Origin of the sequence: Amycolatopsis sp. VS8301801F10 (genome assembly GCF_046195355.1) — a bacterium.
Lineage (GTDB): Bacteria > Actinomycetota > Actinomycetes > Mycobacteriales > Pseudonocardiaceae > Amycolatopsis.
Genome location: NZ_CP176065.1, coordinates 4,355,217 through 4,371,546, shown reverse-complemented (window position 1 = coordinate 4,371,546; position 16,330 = coordinate 4,355,217). Strand labels below are relative to the sequence as shown.

Sequence of the window (16,330 nt, the reverse complement as noted above, 5' to 3'; positions counted from 1 at the left end):
CGCAGGCGAGTCAGGTCTCCTCGGGTCCGCGATTCGCCGGCGATGACCCGAGCTTCCCTTGCCGTGCGGTCGCGGCAAGAGAAGCCTCGGAAATCGGCGAGTCGATGGCGTGGCGCCGACGTGCGTTCAACGTGCCGAGGACGGCCCCGCCCTCGGCACGCTCGCAGGCGAGCATCATTTCGTAGACGCCGCGCCGCTGATTGAAGCATCCGGCCCGGCTTTTCCGCTCGTCGGCCTTGCGCCACATTTCTTTCCGGGATTCCCGGGCGTTTTCTTCGGCCAGCGCACGTTTGCGAAGCACGTGCACCACCTTTGCCCGGACCGGCGTGCTCGACTTCCCTCCCGACGCGGCTGTTCGGTGTCGCAGGGCGGCCCAGCACGCGTGCTGGCACCGCGGCCCATGGAGTCCCGCTACGGCCCGTCATGTGGCTCCTTCACGGCCGGTCGACCGCGCACGAGGTCGGCAAGCATCTGGTCTGTCGCAAGGTATTCGTGCCCACTGGCGGCCAGTATTGGTCGGACCGGCCGGCCGACGCGGGAATCCCCCGTTCGGGCACCCATCCGCCGGGCCTCCGGTTCCGAAGACCCGATATGACCACCACCGACAGTCCCCGCACGGCACCATCACGGCTGCGGCTGCCTTCCGCGGCTCTCTGCGGGGTTCTCGCCCTGCTCGCCGCGCTGGCCGCGGGGCACCTGGTGGCGTCGTTCATCAGCATCAACGCCTCCCCATACCTCGCGGTCGGCAACGGCGCCATCGACCTCACCCCGGTGCAGCTCAAGGACTTCGCCGTCCGCACGTTCGGCACGTACGACAAACTCGTGCTGCTGAGCGGAATGGCCGCGGCCATGGTCGTTCTCGCCGCTCTGGCCGGACTGCTGTCGGTCCGCTCGGCACTGCCCGGAATCGGGATCATCGCCCTGTTCGGGCTGGTGGGCGGATTCGCCGTCTACGAACGGCCTGACCTGTCCGCCGTGGCGTTGCTGGCCCCGCTCGCCAGCCTCGTCGTCGGCGTCGCCGTCTTCGCGCTGTTGCACCGCATCGCACCCCGGAAGACGACAACCGCCCGCACCGGATCGACCGGCGCGTCCCGCCGCTCGTTCCTCCTGGGCGGCGCGGGAGTCGTGGTCGGAGCCGGAGCCCTCGGCGGCGGAGGGCAACTCGTCAGCGGTGCCCGGGACGCCACCGCATCCCGCGCCGCGGTCGGCAAACTCGTCCCCGCCACCAGCGCACCCGCGATCCCCGCCGACGCGGACTTCGCCAAACTCGGCACTCCCCCGTTCCTCACCCCGAACCCGAACTTCTACCGGGTGGACACCGCGCTGTCCGTGCCGCAAGTCCGCACGGAGGACTGGAGCCTGCGCGTCCACGGCATGGTCGACCGCGAACGCACCTACCGGTACAGCGACATCCGCGACCGGCCCCTTGTGGAACGCACCATCACCATGACCTGCGTGTCCAACGAAGTCGGCGGCGACTACGTGTCCACCTCGAACTTCATCGGCATCGACCTCGCAGACCTGCTCGCCGAGGCCGGCGTCCAGGCTGGCGCGGAACAGCTTTTCTGCACCAGCGTCGACGGCTGGACCTCCGGCACCCCAGTCGCCGCCGCCCTCGACCGCAGCCGCGGCGCGATGCTGGCCATCGGCATGAACCGGGAACCGCTCCCCCTCGAACACGGTTTCCCGGCGCGGCTGGTCACCCCTGGGCTCTACGGCTACGTCTCGGCGACCAAATGGGTCGTGGACATCGAAGTCACCACCTGGAAAGCACGCCAGGCCTACTGGCTCCGCCGCGGCTGGAGCGAACAAGCACCGATCAAGACCGAAGCGCGGATCGACACTCCCAAGGGATTCGCCACCGTGCCCGCCGGCACGGTCCGCCTCGCCGGGGTCGCGTGGTCGCAGCACAACGGGATCGAGAAGGTGGAAATCCGCGTCGACAACGGCGAGTGGCAGCCGGTCACGCTGTCCGCCGAGGTCAACCTCAACACCTGGCGCATGTGGTGGACCCAGATCACCGTGAAACCCGGCACCCACCAGGTCTTCGTCCGCGCCACCGACAAAACCGGCTACGCCCAGACCGACCAACGCGCCGGCACCGTCCCGGACGGAGCCACCGGATGGCACTCCACCACCTTCATCGCCACCTGAGAACGCTCCTTCGCCACCAAGGCTTTCCACCTCTAGTCCAATGTGGACCGTGGTATGGCCCGTGACAATCCCCGCACCGGCAGACACGTTGCGCCGTGGCTACCGCGCTCGACATGTCCACCTGGCCCGCCGAACGGGTCGCGGCCCAGCGCGGACTGCCCGGACTCCCGGACATCCGCAGCGCGGGCGCCGTCGCGATCGTGCCCGGCGGACCGCACGCGCAATTCCCGGACATGCCCCGCAACACGATCCTGGCCGACGGCGCTCAATTCATCGGCGACTGGATTCGCGAAGGAGTGGACTATGTGAATCTCCCGCGCCGCCGCGCAGAGTAGGGACGACCGCGACGAAACAGCGCTTCCGCAACCAGCGACCTTGGCTGCGTTCAAACCCCAATCGCCCCCGCCGTGAACGCACCGACGGGCAGTAGTCGGTCGACGCACGGCGGTCCCAATCGAAACCCCGCGAGAAACCGAGTCTCCCTCGATGGCATCGGGTGAGCGTCGGCTCGGCCGAAATAGCGGGCACCGAAACCAGGTCACCGCGCCAGCGGCATCTCCGGATTCGAGGGGACCATGTCCTGCACCATGTCTTCCATCAGACCGAAAATCTCCCGTGTGCTGCGCCGACCCGGCCGCACTCTCTGCCCAAGAACCCCGACCAGCCCGGATCGACCGCGACCGCGGGAAAGCCTGCGGTGGTCGCTGCGCCGCCCTGCGAAATCACCCCGTCACGAATTCGTTGCGGAGAAAGAAAACCCGCCCCCTCGAGACCTTGTTTCCCAGGATCAAGCCGCCCTCACGGCGGCTCGCTCTCGCCCGGATAACCAGTGACGAAACGCATTGAGAAGCCTGGGCCAAGATCAACGACCCTGGTCCCCGTCACGAACAGGCACGCCTAACTGCGGATTGTTCTCCGGCATGTGCCGGATGGATTCCCCGCCCTTGCGGTGGTCCGCCCGCCCGTATGCGGTCTCGAGCACACTCTCCAGCTTGCGGACGGCACCGTGGCACGCCTCGTCGACCGAGCCCGCGTGGTGGGTGACCGCCACCGCTGGCCTGCCCTCCGGGCGCGCCTCGATCACGCATCGCCGGTCAGCGACGCCTCCGCCGCTTGAGACCTCGTCGCTCAAGTAAACTTCCAAGCGGGTGAGGTGCCCGCTGAAGCGCGAGAGCGTCGACTGGAATTCGACTTTGAGCCGCTGAATCAGTTGCTCACTGCCATGGATGTTCTTGTCCGTGCTGATCTGGATCTCCACGCGATCCTCCTTTCACAGGCCGGTCTGACGTCGCCGGCGTTGAGCGGTTCGATAGCGCACTACGGTGCCACGGTGTCGGGATCGGCCGCCGGTCGCGGCACCCCCGGTCACGTGGCTGTGCGGGAGGTGCGCAGTGGCGCGCCGACGGCGCGCAGATGTGCGAGGACCTGGCGGTAGGAGTCGACGAGGCTGGTCTGGGCGTAGGGGATGCGGTGGGTCTCGCAGAATCGCTGGACGATCGGCTGCGCGTGGCGCAGGTGCGGCCTGGGCATGCTCGGGAAGAGGTGGTGCTCGATCTGGTAGTTGAGCCCGCCGAGCACGAAGTCGGTGACCCGTCCACCGCGGATGTTGCGGGAGGTCAGGACTTGTTTGCGAAGGAAGTCTATTTTGGACTCGGTCACGGTCGGCATGCCCTTGTGGTTGGGGGCGAACGAGCAGCCCATGTAGACCCCCCACAGCGCTTGGTGCACGACGACGAACACAGCCGCGAGACCCGGTGAGAGCACCAGGAACACCGCGGCGAGGTAGACGGCGAGGTGCAGGGTCAGCAGCGCGCCTTCGAGCCGCCGGGCGGGGGTTTCGCCCCGGATGACGGCCTTGATCCCGGAGACGTGCAGGTTCAGCCCTTCCAGGGTGAGCAGCGGGAAGAACAGCACGGCCTGGTGTTTGGCCATCCACCGGAGGAACCCGGTCTTCACTCGCGCCTGCGTGCTGGTGAAGGCGAGGGCGGGGATGTCGAGGTCCGGGTCGTGCTGTTCGTGGTTGGGGTTGGCGTGGTGCTGGTTGTGTCCGTGGATCCACCACTGGTAGCTCATGCCCACCAGGCCGCCGTGGACCGTGCCGAGCAGGTCGTTGGGGCGGCGGGTGCGGAAGATCTGCTTGTGGCCGGCGTCGTGGCCGATGAAGGCGAGCTGCGCGAAGACTATCGCGAGCGCGGCGGCGATGAACAGCTGCCACCAGGTGTCGCCGAGGAACGCGAACCCGACCCAGGTCCCGGCGAACACGGCGAGGTTGCCGGCGATTTTCGCCGCGTAGTAGCCGTGACGGCGGCGCAGCAGGCTGGCCGCCCGGATCTGGTGGGACAGGGCCGCGTATTCGCTGCCGGGCTGCGCGGGGGTCGTGGTCATCGCGACCGCGGCGTGGAGCCCGGCGCCGCGAACGCGACCCGGCGAGAAGGAAGGGCTCCGACGACGAGACGGGCGGGCGGCTGGCCTGCGTCGGGATGGCTGAACAGCACCGGCGACACGGCATACGGCCTCGGTGGGTGAACGGTGTTGCTCATGGTGGATCTCCTCAGGAAAAGTGGGATGGCGGCTCTGCGGTCGCGCAGCGGCTGCCCGGCGCGGCACCGGCGGTCGTCGTGGGCGGGCCAGTGGCGTGCGGTCGCGGCGGAAGTCTCGGCATATCGTGGGGAAACGGAGCGGCAGGCTCCCCGCCGACGGAGGTGGCTCGATGGTCCGGTTCTCGCCGTTCGGTGCTCCTCGCAACCGGCGTTCACGGCGTCCGGGACTTTCGGCCCTGCCCTTGACGGTACGCGATTCCGGTCCGCGGCGCGCGGCAGGGCGGCAACGCGCTCCCGATGCCGGGCCGGATCGACCTGCTCTCGGCCGGTGTGCTCCACTGACCGCGGTTGGAGATTTTTGTGTTCGTCATGTCGATCGCAAGAATGTCGAGCGAGCGTGTCCGGAGTCTTTTCTGATTCTTGATCCGCGAGCTCGCGACCCGGACTTTCTCGCCGAGGCGGCCCTCCACAGCTCGACGCGCAAGGAAATCCCGCATGGCTCAAGGCACTGTGAAGTGGTTCGACGTGGACAAGGGCTTCGGTTTCATCAGCCTCGACGACGACGGCGACGACGTTTTCGTCCGCTTCTCCGAGATCCCCGGAGACGGTTTCCGCAGCCTCGGCGAAAACGCGCGCGTCGGATTCGAAACCGGCCAGAGCGATCGAGGCCCGCACGCCACCGGCGTATCCGTCCTCTGACGTTCGCAGATCCTCGCTGCAGGGCACCCGCGCCCCGCGGGCACCCTGCAGCATTTCCCGTCGGCCGTCGAACGCGCGCGCAGTCGGGCTTCGTCGGCGGTGTGCCCCTTCGTGCCGGGCCGTGTCGGAGCCGGGGCATTTCTGCCCGCACTCGTCCGGCGCAATCTCACCGCAACCTGCCACGCGAGAGCGGACGTCTCGCTAGCATGCACTGCCCGACAAGGACTCCGAGAAACAGGTGTTGCCATGCGACTCAGGGTTTTCGCCGCCGGTGCGGCCGTCGCGGCGCTGGTTTCCGGCTGTGGGGTCGCGCCCGCGACCCCGCCGACCACGCCTCCCCGTCGCCGCCGGCCTCGGCGACCATAGCGCCGTCCGGACCGCCGCTGGAGATCACCGACGCCGAGGGGTTCCGGTTCCGGCTGGAAGGTGTGCGCACCGATGTCGAGCCACCGTGCCGAAACTGGAGAGATCACAGCAGAAGTCCGCCCCGCCGGGTCAGGTGTTCGCCTACGCCGATCTGGTGGTCCAACCTGCAGACCGACCGGCCGGCCATGCTGAACGACCTGGACAACTGGTACCTGCAGGTATCCAAGGCCGTCGAGACGGAATCGCTGCGCGGATGCGACAAAGCGGTTCCGAGGCTACTGCGGCGACCAGGTGGCTGCTACCGCACCGACGCACCCGCCGACAAGGTTGAAATCACCGCGCTGGACAAGGAGACCCACCAGATGCCCCCGGGCGAACGGTGGAACCTGCGCTGCGTGCTCGGCCGGGCCACCTTCGGCACGGAAACCGGAAACCGGAAACCGGGACACTTTCGGTCTTTCGCCGCAATGGGTCCTCTACGACGGTCGGCCGATCGCGGCCGCTGGCATTCTCCCACGACGAGCAAGTGGCGAGGCTCCGTGCCGCCGCTCCAGCAGCCGAATCCGTCGCCGAGGTCGTCGGAGATCGTGCTACGACAGGATTCTGGCCAGCCTGGACGACCGTGCGCGCTACCGGGACGCTCTCCGGACGGGAAACAGAACGCTCGTCTACGTGTCCAGCACGTGGTTCCGCAACGCATTGCTGGGGTCGTGGCCGGATCTGCTCCGCCGCCTGATGGCCGAATTGCCAATCGACAGCTACCAGGTGGCCGTCGCGTTGCACCCGAACATCTGGCATGGGCACGGTCCGTGGCAGGTGCGAAGCTGGCTGGCCGCTTGCGTGCGGGCCGGCATGATCCTGCTTCCCGAGATCGACGGGTGGCGGACCGGTCTCATAGCCGCCGACATCGTGATCGGCGACCACGGCTCGGTCACCGGATACGGAGCCGCGCTCGGACACCCCACCCTGCTCGCCGCGTTCGCCGACGAGGACATCGACCCCCGCTCGCCGCTCGCCGACCTCGCCGCGTCCGCCACCCGCCTGGACCGCACACGACGTCTCCGTCCGCAGATCGAGGCCGCACTCCGTGAGCACAACCCCCAACAGCTCGAACGTTTCCGGACATCGATCACCTCGGCCCCGGGACAGGCGCTGGACCGGCTCCGCACCGTGTTCTACCGGCTCCTCGACCTGGACCAACCGCCCGGCGAGCCCCCGTTGACCGCACTGCCGGAGTGGACCCCCGCCGAAGCCGCCCCTCTGGCGTTGCAGATCTCCAGCACCGTGGACCGGCGGACCCGCCGCATCCAGCTCACCCGCCGTCCCGCGATCGACGTGTGGGCCCCGGAACCAGTCGACGAAGCCGCCCCTCACCTGCTCTGCCCCTTCGACCATCCACAAAGTACACTGCGAACAGAAGCGGCGATCATCACCACCGAATCGATCGACGACTCCCGCCGAGCCGGCGATTGGGCACGCGCCACGCTTCGCCGACACCCGGGTGCCGTTATTGCCGCGATCCTGAGCCCGCACGCGGCGATCGCGGGATTCCGGGACGGAAGTGTCTGGCACGTCTCCGCACCCGACGCCCCCGCCGACGCCCTGCCGTCCGTGCTCTGTGCCTGGCACCTCGCCGGATTGCCGTTGGCAGACCTCGGCGACGCCTGCACTTTGCAGCTGGGCGAGACGATTTACGAGGTCGCCGTCCGACGCAGCACACTGTGATCTCCGATCCGCGCGCAGTCGCACTGGATGATTCGTTGATCCACGAGGCTCTTTGAGCGTTTGGCTGGTCTGGGAAAGAAAGCGGCGGCAGGACGGTGAGGTGTGCTCGGGCTACGGCCTCCCGCTTACTCCAGAAAGCCCGCATGGCGCTACCATCTCGCGGCCTGGCGGGGAGGGGTCCTCAGCGACGCCGCGGCTGCGGGAGGTGCACTCGACGGCGGTGCTTTGATCTACTAACTCCCGCACGTAGACGGCCAAGCGCAGCTGGGCACCGCGAATTACAGCGGTGGTGCCGGCTGATCGCTCGACGGTGAGCGAATCTCAACGGCAGTGCGCTGCCAAGGACGAGCCGGTTCTGTTTCTCCAGTTGCGCGCGAGCATCCAGTGAAGTCCGATGCTCAATCCGAGCCGCTCGTCAGCGGGTGATGGTTGTGCCCGGTGCCCGCGTAGCACGGTGTCCGTTCGGGGCCAGCACAGGAAATCTCGGCCCAGACGGTTTTGCCGCCCACGCCGGGAGCGGCGACCACACCCCACGCATCGGAAAGCTGGGCCACCAACAGCATTCCCCGTCCGCCAGCCCGGTCGGGAGAAGGTCTGGCGATCATGGGGCGGTAGGGGCTGCTGTCGTCGACCTCGATGCGTACCCGGCAGGGGTCCGGCGTGTGGCTCATCCGAAGTTGGATCGGGCGGTGTCCGTGGTTGAAGGCGTTGTCCACGAGTTCGGTCACGACGAGGTGTACGTCGGACAGGTGGTCGTCCCTCAGCGAGCTCAAGTTGCGCGACGCCCACCGACGTATTCGCGCCAGGTCGGGTGGCGCGGTGCCGTGCAGGTCAACGATCCACGGCTGAATTCCGTGCTGGCGGTCGTGGTCTGGCATGGGCCGGGCTTGCGTTCGCGTTCAGCCTCCTTGCTGCTGAAGAGGCTGCCGAGGAACGGTACCCCGAGCCGAAAGACGCAAACCCATCAGTAACCGACAGGCCCCGGCGATCCCTCGGTCAGCGCCCGAGCCCGAGGTGCGGGCCACTGGGTGAGCAGAACGTCGCAAACGAAGTCGACGTCTCGGTTGCGCTCGGAGACCGGTGCCGCCGGGAAGACGAGCGACGCGACGAGGAAGCCCAGGTCGCCCGCCAGATCATCGTGAAACGGCGCCGACCGGAGCGGACACCGGGTTGGTTCCGGGTCGTGATGCACAACCGGAGCGATGAGCCTGTGCTGAACGTCGAGCTCGAGGACATGACCGCCGTGGACCGGGCCGGGTCGGACAGCGCCGGTTCCCCCGGCCGGTTCCTCGCCGATTCGGCGACGACTTCATTGAGTGACTTCACCTTGGTGAACATGCGAATTACCACCCCAGACGATCGGTCCGAATTTTCGTGGCGAACGCGATGAGACGAACGGTGCTGCGCGAGCGGTCAGCCGGCATCGGGTCCCGGATGCGGCCTCGTGGGCCGGGAGCGCACGAGGTTCGCGATTTCCCTGAGCGCCATCGTGAGGGTGAGCGTCCCGAAAATCACCCCCAGCGCGGTTTCGTTCAGGGACAGGCCGATCAGCGCGCCGGCAACGGCCCCGGGGATAGCGCCGAGGTTGAGCAGCAGCGCCAGCCGTGGCCGGGCGGTTCCCTGCCGAAGGTGCACGATGGAGCCGGCGATCGCGTTGGGGAACATCAGCAGCGAGGTCCCTTCGGCAGTGTGCAGTTCGACCACGAAAAGCAGTACGAGCGCCGGGACCGAGAGCAGTCCGCCGCCCAGCCCGAGTGCGCCCGCCCACGCGCCGATGAGCACGCCCGCGACGAACGTGATCGGCACTGTGGTCCACGGATTGTGCAGCGCCGCGGGCGGGAGAGCCGCCGACCCGGCGAAGGGATCCACGCCCGCCGCGGTCGCATACAGTTTGAGACTGGTGAGCGACAAGATCAGCAAGAACAGGATGCGCAGTACGTTCTCGGGGATCCGTGCGACATAACGCGCTCCGTAAAAGCCGCCGAGCACGCCTCCCACGATCATGCCGCCGCCGTAACGCAGGTCGATCACGCCGCCGCCGATGGCGTAGGCGGCGGAACCGACGGCGGTCACCGCGATGTTGACCACTGTCGACGTGCCGTGCAGTTGAGGGCGCGGCAGCCAGGTGAAGTGGTCGCGCGCACGGCACCCGACGCCGCCGTCTCAGACAAGTGGTGCAGCACGTCGGCCACAGCCCTAGTCTGCTAGGTCGCGGCTGCTGAACAACCACGAAAGCGTCCTCCGGCCTCCGTCCCGCTGGAACTCGACCATGGCGTCCACCTTAGGTGCGCCTTCGCGCGTACGCCTGCGCGTTCGGACGTCGACCCCAGCGATGTCGCCGCCGGTGGGCGCGCGCACCGCAACGAAGAATCGGTCCGGAAGATCGACGACGAGATCGGCTGGGACGCCGCGCTGACGCTGGACAAGGCGGTGCCGTTCGAGCAGCTGTCGCAGGTGATCGAAGCGGCCGTGCTGCACAACCTCTCCCGGTACCGAGACGACAGTCATCGGCTTCCCGATCGGCGTCGGCAAGGTGCTCGACTGGTTCGTGCGCCAGCAGCCGACCAGGGGTGCCGGCGCTGCTCGGCATCCTGCAAAGGGAAGCGCAGGACCAGTTCGGCATCGCGCCGAAGCTGCTCAAGGAAGCCCTGCGGTCATCGCTGCAGATGGACGGAGGCTTTTCCGATTCCGAGCAGCTCGAGCAGCTCCTCGACCGGGCCTTCCCCCGGAGCGATTACCGGCACTCCCTGGGGGCCGTTCCCACCGCGGCGCACGCCGCCTCGTCGCTGTGCTGGCCAGGCGGTCCGCGCCCGCTCGCCGTCAGCCGACTGTGCTGAGACGCGGGGCTGGGACGTCATGCCCGGCTCTGCCGGAAAGCCCTAGAATAGCTAAATGGTGACTAACGATGTGAAAGGCGAATGGTACGCCGGGCGACCTTTCACGATCAGGGGCCGCCTCGTGCGCACGGGCGGGAAATTGATTCTGGATGAAAATTCGGTGCGCTTCATGCCGCTGTACGGGTTGGGCTTGCGGAGAAGATACGGCCTCGAGGACATCGTCGCCGTCGAGCCGGTGCAGAACGTTCCGCCCAAGCTGCAGCTGAGGTTGAGGGACGGATCATCCGCCGTGTTCGCTGTGTTCGTCGAACGGAGCTCTCCGGTCTGGTCGGACGACGCGTCGGCGCGGGACGAGGCGGTGGCCGCTATCTCGGCGCTCGTGGAAAACCGTTAAATCTGGGAATAGGACATGGGGCGGGGCGACCTGTATTCAGGCCCCGGAAATCTGCCAGTGCGCTCCCAGCGCTCCGCTGCCGCTCGTGCGGCCGTTGTAGACCGCGTTCACGGACAGGTCCAGCCCGGTGCCCTTGACCGTCAGCGCGCGGTCGGTGACCACCACGTTGCCGTTGGCCCGGTTGACCAGCAACTCCTCCCGGTCGGAAATCGCGTGGCGATCCATCGGGAACCACGGCTGGATGCCGTTGTTGGGACCCGTCGCGCAGGTGGCCGACCGCACCGACGGGCCCGTTTCGGGTCCTGCCTTCACCTGATCGGCCGGGACCCAAGTCCGAACAACCAGAACAATGCAGACGATCGTGACCACTCGGACAGCCCAGCTAGCTCTTGAACCGGATCCTCCATCTGCCTTAGAGCAAGAGGCCAACCGCCGATGCGACTACGGCAAAAACGAAGGATGAGGCAAAACGAACGGCAGGCGCCGACGTCTGAGCAGCTCGAGCAGCTCCCCGGCCCGCCGGAGCGGGAACCAGCGGCAGCTTTCTTCGCGCAGTCGTCGCGACACCCGCCCGATTCCGTCCTGTGAAACGACCCGATGTCTGGGGCATTGATCGGGAACCGGCTTCCCCGGGTGCGAGACGCCGGTTCCCGAGGCCTCGGCTCCGCCGGGTTCGCGTTCGTGCCCGTCGTCGGCATGACGTCTTCGGTCCTGTCCGGCCAGGGCCGCAGCGACTCGACCGCCCGCCCCAAGGACAGCACGAACGGCACAAACCCGGTGCAGCGTCGGGGTTCGCCGGTTCCGAGCGGCGTTCGCCGTGACTGGCCGCTGACCGTTCGTCGTAGGCACCACTTCGTTCGTCGTTCCGCCTGGGCATGCCGGGCCACGACGCACTGATTGCTCACGTCGCGTTCAACGCTCGGTACTACCCGGTTGTCGCGCGGGGGTTCTCGCCTGGTCTGGCGCGCTCATAGGCTGCGAATGCGGTTGTCATCCGGGTAGGCGGAGGGCGGCCTCCTCGGCCAGGAGGAGGCCGCCGCTGTGTTCGTCCGCCCGGGTGACGCGTGTTCCGACTAGCAAGAGCCACAACCGAATCGACCCGATTGGACCAACAACAATGACTGTAGGCAGAGACACCCGTTCGATTCCACCGCGCGACGGTCGGCGGACGCCTGGGCACGACGACGAGCAAGAGCGAGGGGCCGGATATTTGGCCCTGCCGAACGACGAACGGTCGACGGAGCCCCGGGACCTGATCCGCCTGGCCGGGCGGATCCTCGGCAGCTGGGGGCACACCGCACGGACCCTCGTGCTCACCGGCACGCTGCTGGCCGTGATCTTCGCCGGATTGCACCTGGCTTCCGCGGACATTTCCGTCGGCCCGGTACACCTACGGGGACGCGCGCACCCGGAGAGCGCTATCGCGCCCTGACGCCGCAGGGGTCGGGCCCCCGACAGACCGTCGCATCAGCTAACAAGGCTGTCGGCGTGACACGCTTCTCTCAAGGGATACGGGAAACAGTTGTTTCCTGTGCCGGTGGTTTGCGCGATCCGGCCCTACCGGCGCGGCTGAAGGCACAGCCCTCGCCGCGCTGATCAGGACGATCCCCGCGGCGGTTCACTCGTTGTGTCGTCGTCGCGCGGCAGCGATAGCGCGGGAGAACGCAGCAGCTGGGTCCGCTGCGGGTGCCGGCGCAGCTACCCAGTCGGCAGTAGTGCGCGTGTAGGGGTACCAGCGATCGTCGCGGCCGAGACGGATCTGGACGCCCACGACGGGGTAGGTGATGGTGTTGTCTCGGAGGACCAGTTCACGGTTGCGCATATCGGGCGTGGCGCGGATCGCGTCCGCGGCCGCCTCAAGGGTTCCGGGCGAGGGCTGATGCTGGTGCTGGGCGTTCGCGACTCCTTCTGCGCCGCCGAACTGGTAGGCGGTCCGCAGACGAGTCAGAGCTGCAGTGCTGATTCCGGCGCGTTGGGCGATCTCGCGGGCAGGCGACGCATCGGGATGTTGCTCGAGGAGCTGCAGCAGCTCCAGCCGCGGGTCCACGGCCTCATCGGTCCCGGAGAGAAGCGCTCGGGCACGGCGGGCGGCGGAAGCGGCGATCGTGGCGAGATGAGCGGGTGTGGGTGCCGGGAGCGGGAGGGGCGGCAGGTCCTGTCCGGACGGCGCCGGTCCAGCGGGGGTCGTCATCGACGGTCGTCCAGTTCGTAGAGGGCTGCCAGTTGAGCGGCGCTGAGGTTGGTGATCGTGTCATTGCAGGCGGGGAGAAAGATGCCGGAGTACCGGCGTTTGGCGGCGTGTTTCGCGGCGATGTGTTCCTCGATGCTGTTGGCGTGCATGAGGTAGTGCACCTGAACGTCGCGTTGTTGGCCGTACCGGTGAACACGTGCGCTGGCTTGATCCTCGAGGGCCGGGTTCCAAGGGCGATCGTAATGGATGACGTGGTTGGGACGGGTGATGTCCAGCCCGGTTCCGCCGCTGCCGACGGTGACGACGAGCGCGGAGATTTCGCCGGCGCCGGTTGCCTGCAGTGCTCGGCGCTTCTGTGAAGCCCGGAGCTGACCGTGGAAGAGCGCGCTGGCGACTCCGACGCCGCGGAGGTAGGCGTCGATGAGGCCAGCCATCACGGCGGACGGGCTGAACACGAGAGCGGACTCGTCGCGAGTCACGAGGTCCTCGATCAGCGCGCGCAGCAGCTTGAGCTTGGGCGCGTCGCGCTCCGCCGCAGCGGGGTCGGCCTCCACGGTCTGCGCAGCGTGGCCCAGATAGTGAGCAGGGCTGTTACAGATCTTGCGCTCCGCTTCGGACAGCCGCCACGCGGCCTGACCGCTGTTGCGGGTGGTGCCGCAGGCCCGGTACTGCATTCCGGTGTCTCGGGCCAACCCCTCCAACAGTCCGCGCTGAGCCTTCGACAGGTCGACAGTGTGGGTCTGGTCGCGGCGATGAGGCAGCTCCGGGGCAATGCCGGGATCTTGTTTGGTGCGCCGCAGGACGACAGGCGACATGATCGCGTGGATCTGCTCGCGGAGGGCATCGACGACGTCGGGTGAAGCGCCGTGTCGCAGGGGTGCGACGTAGCGGGACTCGAATCGCGCTCGGGTGTCGAAAAGGTCGGGGTTGAGCCAATCCAGCAGGGCCCATAGCTCCCCAGGATGGTTTTCCAGCGGGGTGCCGCTGAGCGCGATTCGAATCGGGGCACCGAGCTGGCGCATGGCGCGGGCTCCTCGGGTGGCGGGATTCTTGATCTTCTGCGCCTCGTCCGCGATGACGACTCCCCACCGTTGCCTGCCGAGGATATCGATGTCGGAGGCGAGAGTGTCGTATGTCGTGACGACGACCGGGTTGTCCCGCAGCGGCGGCAGCGTGCGTCGTGGGCCCCAGTACGTTCGGAGAGGGAGCCCGGGCAGGTGCCTTTCCGTGTCGGTGCGCCATTTCCTGACAAGCTCACCGTTCGGGCACACCACCAGGGTCGGCAGGTCCTGATGGAGCCGCTGCGGGGAGAGGTGAAACCCGAGCGCGGTGAGTGTCTTGCCGATCCCCATTTCGTCGGCGACGAGTCCGTTGAGGCCGAGACTGGTGAGCTGCTCGAGCCAAGTGACCGCGACGCGCTGGTGGGGATGCAAGCAGGCCGGGAGGTCTGGTCGATCGGGGCCAGTGTCGTCAGTCTGACTGCGGCGCAGTTGCTCAAGTCGTGCGGCGAGGCCGTCGGTCGGGCTGCAGGCGTAAGAGCGGCCGTCGACCACCTGCGTGCCCAACAGCGCCGCCAGGATTCCCGCCGGACGGGCGACCGGGGCGAGCCGCGGTGCGGCAAGTTTGTCGTGGGTGGGGCCGTCGAGCAGCACCCACCGGTTGCGAAGCCTGACCAGCGGGATCGCCGACGCGGCCAGGAGAGTCATCTCGGCGTCGGACAGCGCTTGCCCGTCGATGGTCAGCTGCCATCGCCGGTCCAGCAGCTGGGCCAAGCCGAGCGTGCCATCCGGTTCGGGATCCGGCGGGGCAACGCCGATCAGGACTCGCGCGTCGAGGTCTGCGACCCAGCCCTTGCTCCACTCGACGACGATTCCGAGTTCGCGCAGTGCTTCGCCGACAGGGCCGCGCAGCACTGCGGCCGACTGCAGCCCCATGTGCACGGACTCCGGGCGGTGCTGGCGACCGAGCGCGTACAGCGGTGGGAACAGGTGCCCGGCTCGGCGCAACAGCGAGCAGACCCGCAGCCGCAGCCGTGGATCGGAGGCAGAGGAAGCCGCTGTGTCGCCGTTCCAGATCTTCGCCGCGGGTACGGCGGTGTCAATACTGCCGGACACGCTGGTGAGCAGGAGCTCCGCTTGGACGGAGGTTGCTTCGGCGTCGTCGGCGGGTCCTTCGACGCGCAGGACGAGTCCGCAGTCCGGCTGTTCGTCGTGGTGGCGTTCGAGATCGTCGGCCCAGTCCTGCACGGCCGCGACGAGTTCGGGAGCGGCCCGGGCGGCGACGTAAGGGACGTCGCCGAGCAGCCATCGCATGGCCGGCGTGGGGACGAGACGGGCCACCGTGGCGTCGGCGCATGCCCGGACGGTCTCGGGCAATCGGTCGGGTTCGGCACGGCCGGTGCTGTCGGTGCGTGCGCATCGAGGGAGGGTGGCGAGGCGATCGGCCCAGTCGGCGATCCGGTCGAGGCCAGAGTTGCCAAGGGCCCCCAGCCGCCAGGTCGCCCGGCGGTCGGCCGGGTCGAAGGCGTCTCCGACTGTGGGCAGGATGCGGCCGGTGCTGACCCAGTCGAGTGTGCCGCGGGTGACGTCGCGCCACAGCTGCGCCGACGGGCTCCATCCTGATTGCGGTTCGGGAGCGGCCAGTGCGGACAAGGCACGCAGGAGGTCGACGCGGACGCAATCGCGGGTCGCGGTGGTTCCGTCCGCGTAGCGGACGGTCCGGCGAACCCAGTGCCGTTGCCCGAGACCGGTCGGCTTCAGCGGTGCCGGGAGATCCGGAGGGCCTTGGTCCGGCGCGCACAGCAGCCACTGAGGACGCGACGGGCAGATGTCGATATCGAACAGAAGTTCCCAGCCCATCTTGAGCAGCGTCTCGTTCGGTGCGGCATCGTCCAGCGCGGCGACGGCAGGGATCGCGACGGGGCGAGGCGGAGACGCCTTCGGTATCGGCGCAGACGCCGCAGGGGGCGGGGCCGGTGTGGGCCGGGACATGGCGATCCCGGTCAGTTCGCGCAACAGGCTCAGATAGGCGCGGTGCCGCGCGGAGTGCTCGTCGGTCTCCGCGCACCATGCCCCGGCTCGCAGTGTGTCGCCGACTTGCAGCGTCGCACGTTCTTCTCGGCCGGAATCGGCGCCGCCGGTCTTCGCACGTGTCGACACGGCCGGCATCGGCAGCCGAGCTGCGTGGGCATGTTCGTGGACGATGACAGTGGCAAGCGAGCACCGGCTTTCGAGCCAGTTGAGAACCTCGGCTTTCGACTGCTGCGCGCGGCGCCCTTTGAGCGTGTGAAAGAGCAGCATTCGAAGCTGAGAGGAGGTCAGCTCGTCCCTGCGCAACTCTGTAAGCAGACGCATCTGCGCTTTCTCGGTGACGACTCCGCTGCGCAAGATCTCGCGCAGCCAGTCCGGCAAACCCGCCGCCATGC

16 protein-coding genes are annotated in these 16,330 nt (G+C 68.0%); 7 read left to right on the top strand and 9 right to left on the bottom strand.

From position 1 onward, the window contains the following. Window positions 1-10: 10 nt before the first annotated feature. Complete coding sequence (locus F9C11_RS20795; protein ID WP_409186535.1) at window positions 11-301, bottom strand: hypothetical protein; 291 nt, start codon at window positions 299-301, stop codon at window positions 11-13. Between the two features lie 290 nt (window positions 302-591). Here F9C11_RS20795 and F9C11_RS20790 point away from each other — a divergent pair, with 290 nt between their 5' ends. Both F9C11_RS20790 and F9C11_RS20785 read left to right on the top strand, forming a co-directional pair. Beyond that, on the top strand, window positions 592-2,154 hold the full coding sequence (locus F9C11_RS20790) for a molybdopterin-dependent oxidoreductase (protein WP_409186534.1): 1,563 nt from the start codon (window positions 592-594) through the stop codon (window positions 2,152-2,154). Window positions 2,155-2,267: 113 nt separating this feature from the next. After that, entirely contained in the window at window positions 2,268-2,489 is a 222-nt protein-coding gene (locus tag F9C11_RS20785; RefSeq protein ID WP_409186533.1) for a hypothetical protein, read from the top strand. 527 nt (window positions 2,490-3,016) lie between these two features. Here F9C11_RS20785 and F9C11_RS20780 read toward each other — a convergent pair. The 3 genes from F9C11_RS20780 to F9C11_RS20770 all read right to left on the bottom strand — a co-directional run bounded on the left by F9C11_RS20780 (window position 3,017) and on the right by F9C11_RS20770 (window position 4,694). Next, window positions 3,017-3,412, bottom strand: coding sequence for an HPF/RaiA family ribosome-associated protein (locus F9C11_RS20780; protein WP_409186532.1), 396 nt, complete (start codon window positions 3,410-3,412; stop codon window positions 3,017-3,019). Between the two features lie 107 nt (window positions 3,413-3,519). Next, entirely contained in the window at window positions 3,520-4,539 is a 1,020-nt protein-coding gene (locus F9C11_RS20775) for a fatty acid desaturase family protein (protein WP_409186531.1), read from the bottom strand. Continuing rightward, on the bottom strand, window positions 4,536-4,694 hold the full coding sequence (locus F9C11_RS20770) for a hypothetical protein (protein ID WP_409186530.1): 159 nt from the start codon (window positions 4,692-4,694) through the stop codon (window positions 4,536-4,538). Before F9C11_RS20770 ends, F9C11_RS20775 begins: the two co-directional genes overlap by 4 nt. Before the next feature lie 495 nt (window positions 4,695-5,189). Here F9C11_RS20770 and F9C11_RS20765 point away from each other — a divergent pair, with 495 nt between their 5' ends. Continuing rightward, the gene (locus F9C11_RS20765) at window positions 5,190-5,393 is read left to right on the top strand and encodes a cold-shock protein (protein ID WP_409186529.1); all 204 of its coding nucleotides are present in this window, start codon (window positions 5,190-5,192) and stop codon (window positions 5,391-5,393) included. A gap of 1,038 nt (window positions 5,394-6,431) precedes the next feature. Continuing rightward, window positions 6,432-7,484, top strand: coding sequence for a hypothetical protein (locus F9C11_RS20760; protein ID WP_409186528.1), 1,053 nt, complete (start codon window positions 6,432-6,434; stop codon window positions 7,482-7,484). Between the two features lie 398 nt (window positions 7,485-7,882). On the opposite strand, the gene F9C11_RS20755 is transcribed toward F9C11_RS20760, so the two are convergent. Together F9C11_RS20755 and F9C11_RS20750 are read right to left on the bottom strand one after the other, a co-directional pair. Then, the gene (locus tag F9C11_RS20755; protein ID WP_409186527.1) at window positions 7,883-8,362 is read right to left on the bottom strand and encodes an ATP-binding protein; all 480 of its coding nucleotides are present in this window, start codon (window positions 8,360-8,362) and stop codon (window positions 7,883-7,885) included. Window positions 8,363-8,897: 535 nt separating this feature from the next. Next, window positions 8,898-9,605, bottom strand: coding sequence for a sulfite exporter TauE/SafE family protein (locus tag F9C11_RS20750; RefSeq protein WP_409186945.1), 708 nt, complete (start codon window positions 9,603-9,605; stop codon window positions 8,898-8,900). 449 nt (window positions 9,606-10,054) lie between these two features. Between F9C11_RS20750 and F9C11_RS20745 the strand changes: the two genes are divergently transcribed. After that, a complete protein-coding gene (locus F9C11_RS20745; RefSeq protein ID WP_409186526.1) occupies window positions 10,055-10,321 on the top strand; it encodes a hypothetical protein in 267 nt (88 codons plus the stop codon). A 55-nt stretch (window positions 10,322-10,376) separates the two neighbouring features. After that, entirely contained in the window at window positions 10,377-10,715 is a 339-nt protein-coding gene (locus tag F9C11_RS20740) for a hypothetical protein (RefSeq protein ID WP_409186525.1), read from the top strand. Between the two features lie 36 nt (window positions 10,716-10,751). On the opposite strand, the gene F9C11_RS20735 is transcribed toward F9C11_RS20740, so the two are convergent. Continuing rightward, window positions 10,752-10,940 carry a DUF6531 domain-containing protein gene (locus F9C11_RS20735; protein ID WP_409186524.1) on the bottom strand — a complete coding sequence of 63 codons (189 nt, stop codon included), beginning with the start codon at window positions 10,938-10,940 and terminating at the stop codon, window positions 10,752-10,754. Window positions 10,941-11,925: 985 nt separating this feature from the next. Here F9C11_RS20735 and F9C11_RS20730 point away from each other — a divergent pair. Next, window positions 11,926-12,147 carry a hypothetical protein gene (locus F9C11_RS20730; protein WP_409186523.1) on the top strand — a complete coding sequence of 74 codons (222 nt, stop codon included), beginning with the start codon at window positions 11,926-11,928 and terminating at the stop codon, window positions 12,145-12,147. Window positions 12,148-12,333: 186 nt separating this feature from the next. On the opposite strand, the gene F9C11_RS20725 is transcribed toward F9C11_RS20730, so the two are convergent. Together F9C11_RS20725 and F9C11_RS20720 are read right to left on the bottom strand one after the other, a co-directional pair. Beyond that, window positions 12,334-12,762, bottom strand: a complete 429-nt coding sequence (locus F9C11_RS20725; protein ID WP_409186522.1) for a hypothetical protein — start codon at window positions 12,760-12,762, stop codon at window positions 12,334-12,336. A gap of 140 nt (window positions 12,763-12,902) precedes the next feature. Continuing rightward, window positions 12,903-16,328, bottom strand: a complete 3,426-nt coding sequence (locus tag F9C11_RS20720; RefSeq protein ID WP_409186521.1) for a DEAD/DEAH box helicase — start codon at window positions 16,326-16,328, stop codon at window positions 12,903-12,905. Window positions 16,329-16,330 lie beyond the last annotated feature (2 nt).

Excerpts from the sequence above, each read along its gene's own strand:
- F9C11_RS20735 (WP_409186524.1), bottom strand. The coding sequence starts at position 10,940 with ATGGATCGCCACGCGATTTCCGACCGGGAGGAGTTGCTGGTCAACCGG.
- F9C11_RS20770 (WP_409186530.1), bottom strand. The coding sequence starts at position 4,694 with ATGAGCAACACCGTTCACCCACCGAGGCCGTATGCCGTGTCGCCGGTG.
- F9C11_RS20765 (WP_409186529.1), top strand. The coding sequence starts at position 5,190 with ATGGCTCAAGGCACTGTGAAGTGGTTCGACGTGGACAAGGGCTTCGGT.
- F9C11_RS20790 (WP_409186534.1), top strand. The coding sequence starts at position 592 with ATGACCACCACCGACAGTCCCCGCACGGCACCATCACGGCTGCGGCTG.
- F9C11_RS20740 (WP_409186525.1), top strand. The coding sequence starts at position 10,377 with ATGGTGACTAACGATGTGAAAGGCGAATGGTACGCCGGGCGACCTTTC.
- F9C11_RS20720 (WP_409186521.1), bottom strand. The coding sequence starts at position 16,328 with ATGGCGGCGGGTTTGCCGGACTGGCTGCGCGAGATCTTGCGCAGCGGA.
- F9C11_RS20785 (WP_409186533.1), top strand. The coding sequence starts at position 2,268 with ATGTCCACCTGGCCCGCCGAACGGGTCGCGGCCCAGCGCGGACTGCCC.
- F9C11_RS20755 (WP_409186527.1), bottom strand. The coding sequence starts at position 8,362 with ATGCCAGACCACGACCGCCAGCACGGAATTCAGCCGTGGATCGTTGAC.
- F9C11_RS20775 (WP_409186531.1), bottom strand. The coding sequence starts at position 4,539 with ATGACCACGACCCCCGCGCAGCCCGGCAGCGAATACGCGGCCCTGTCC.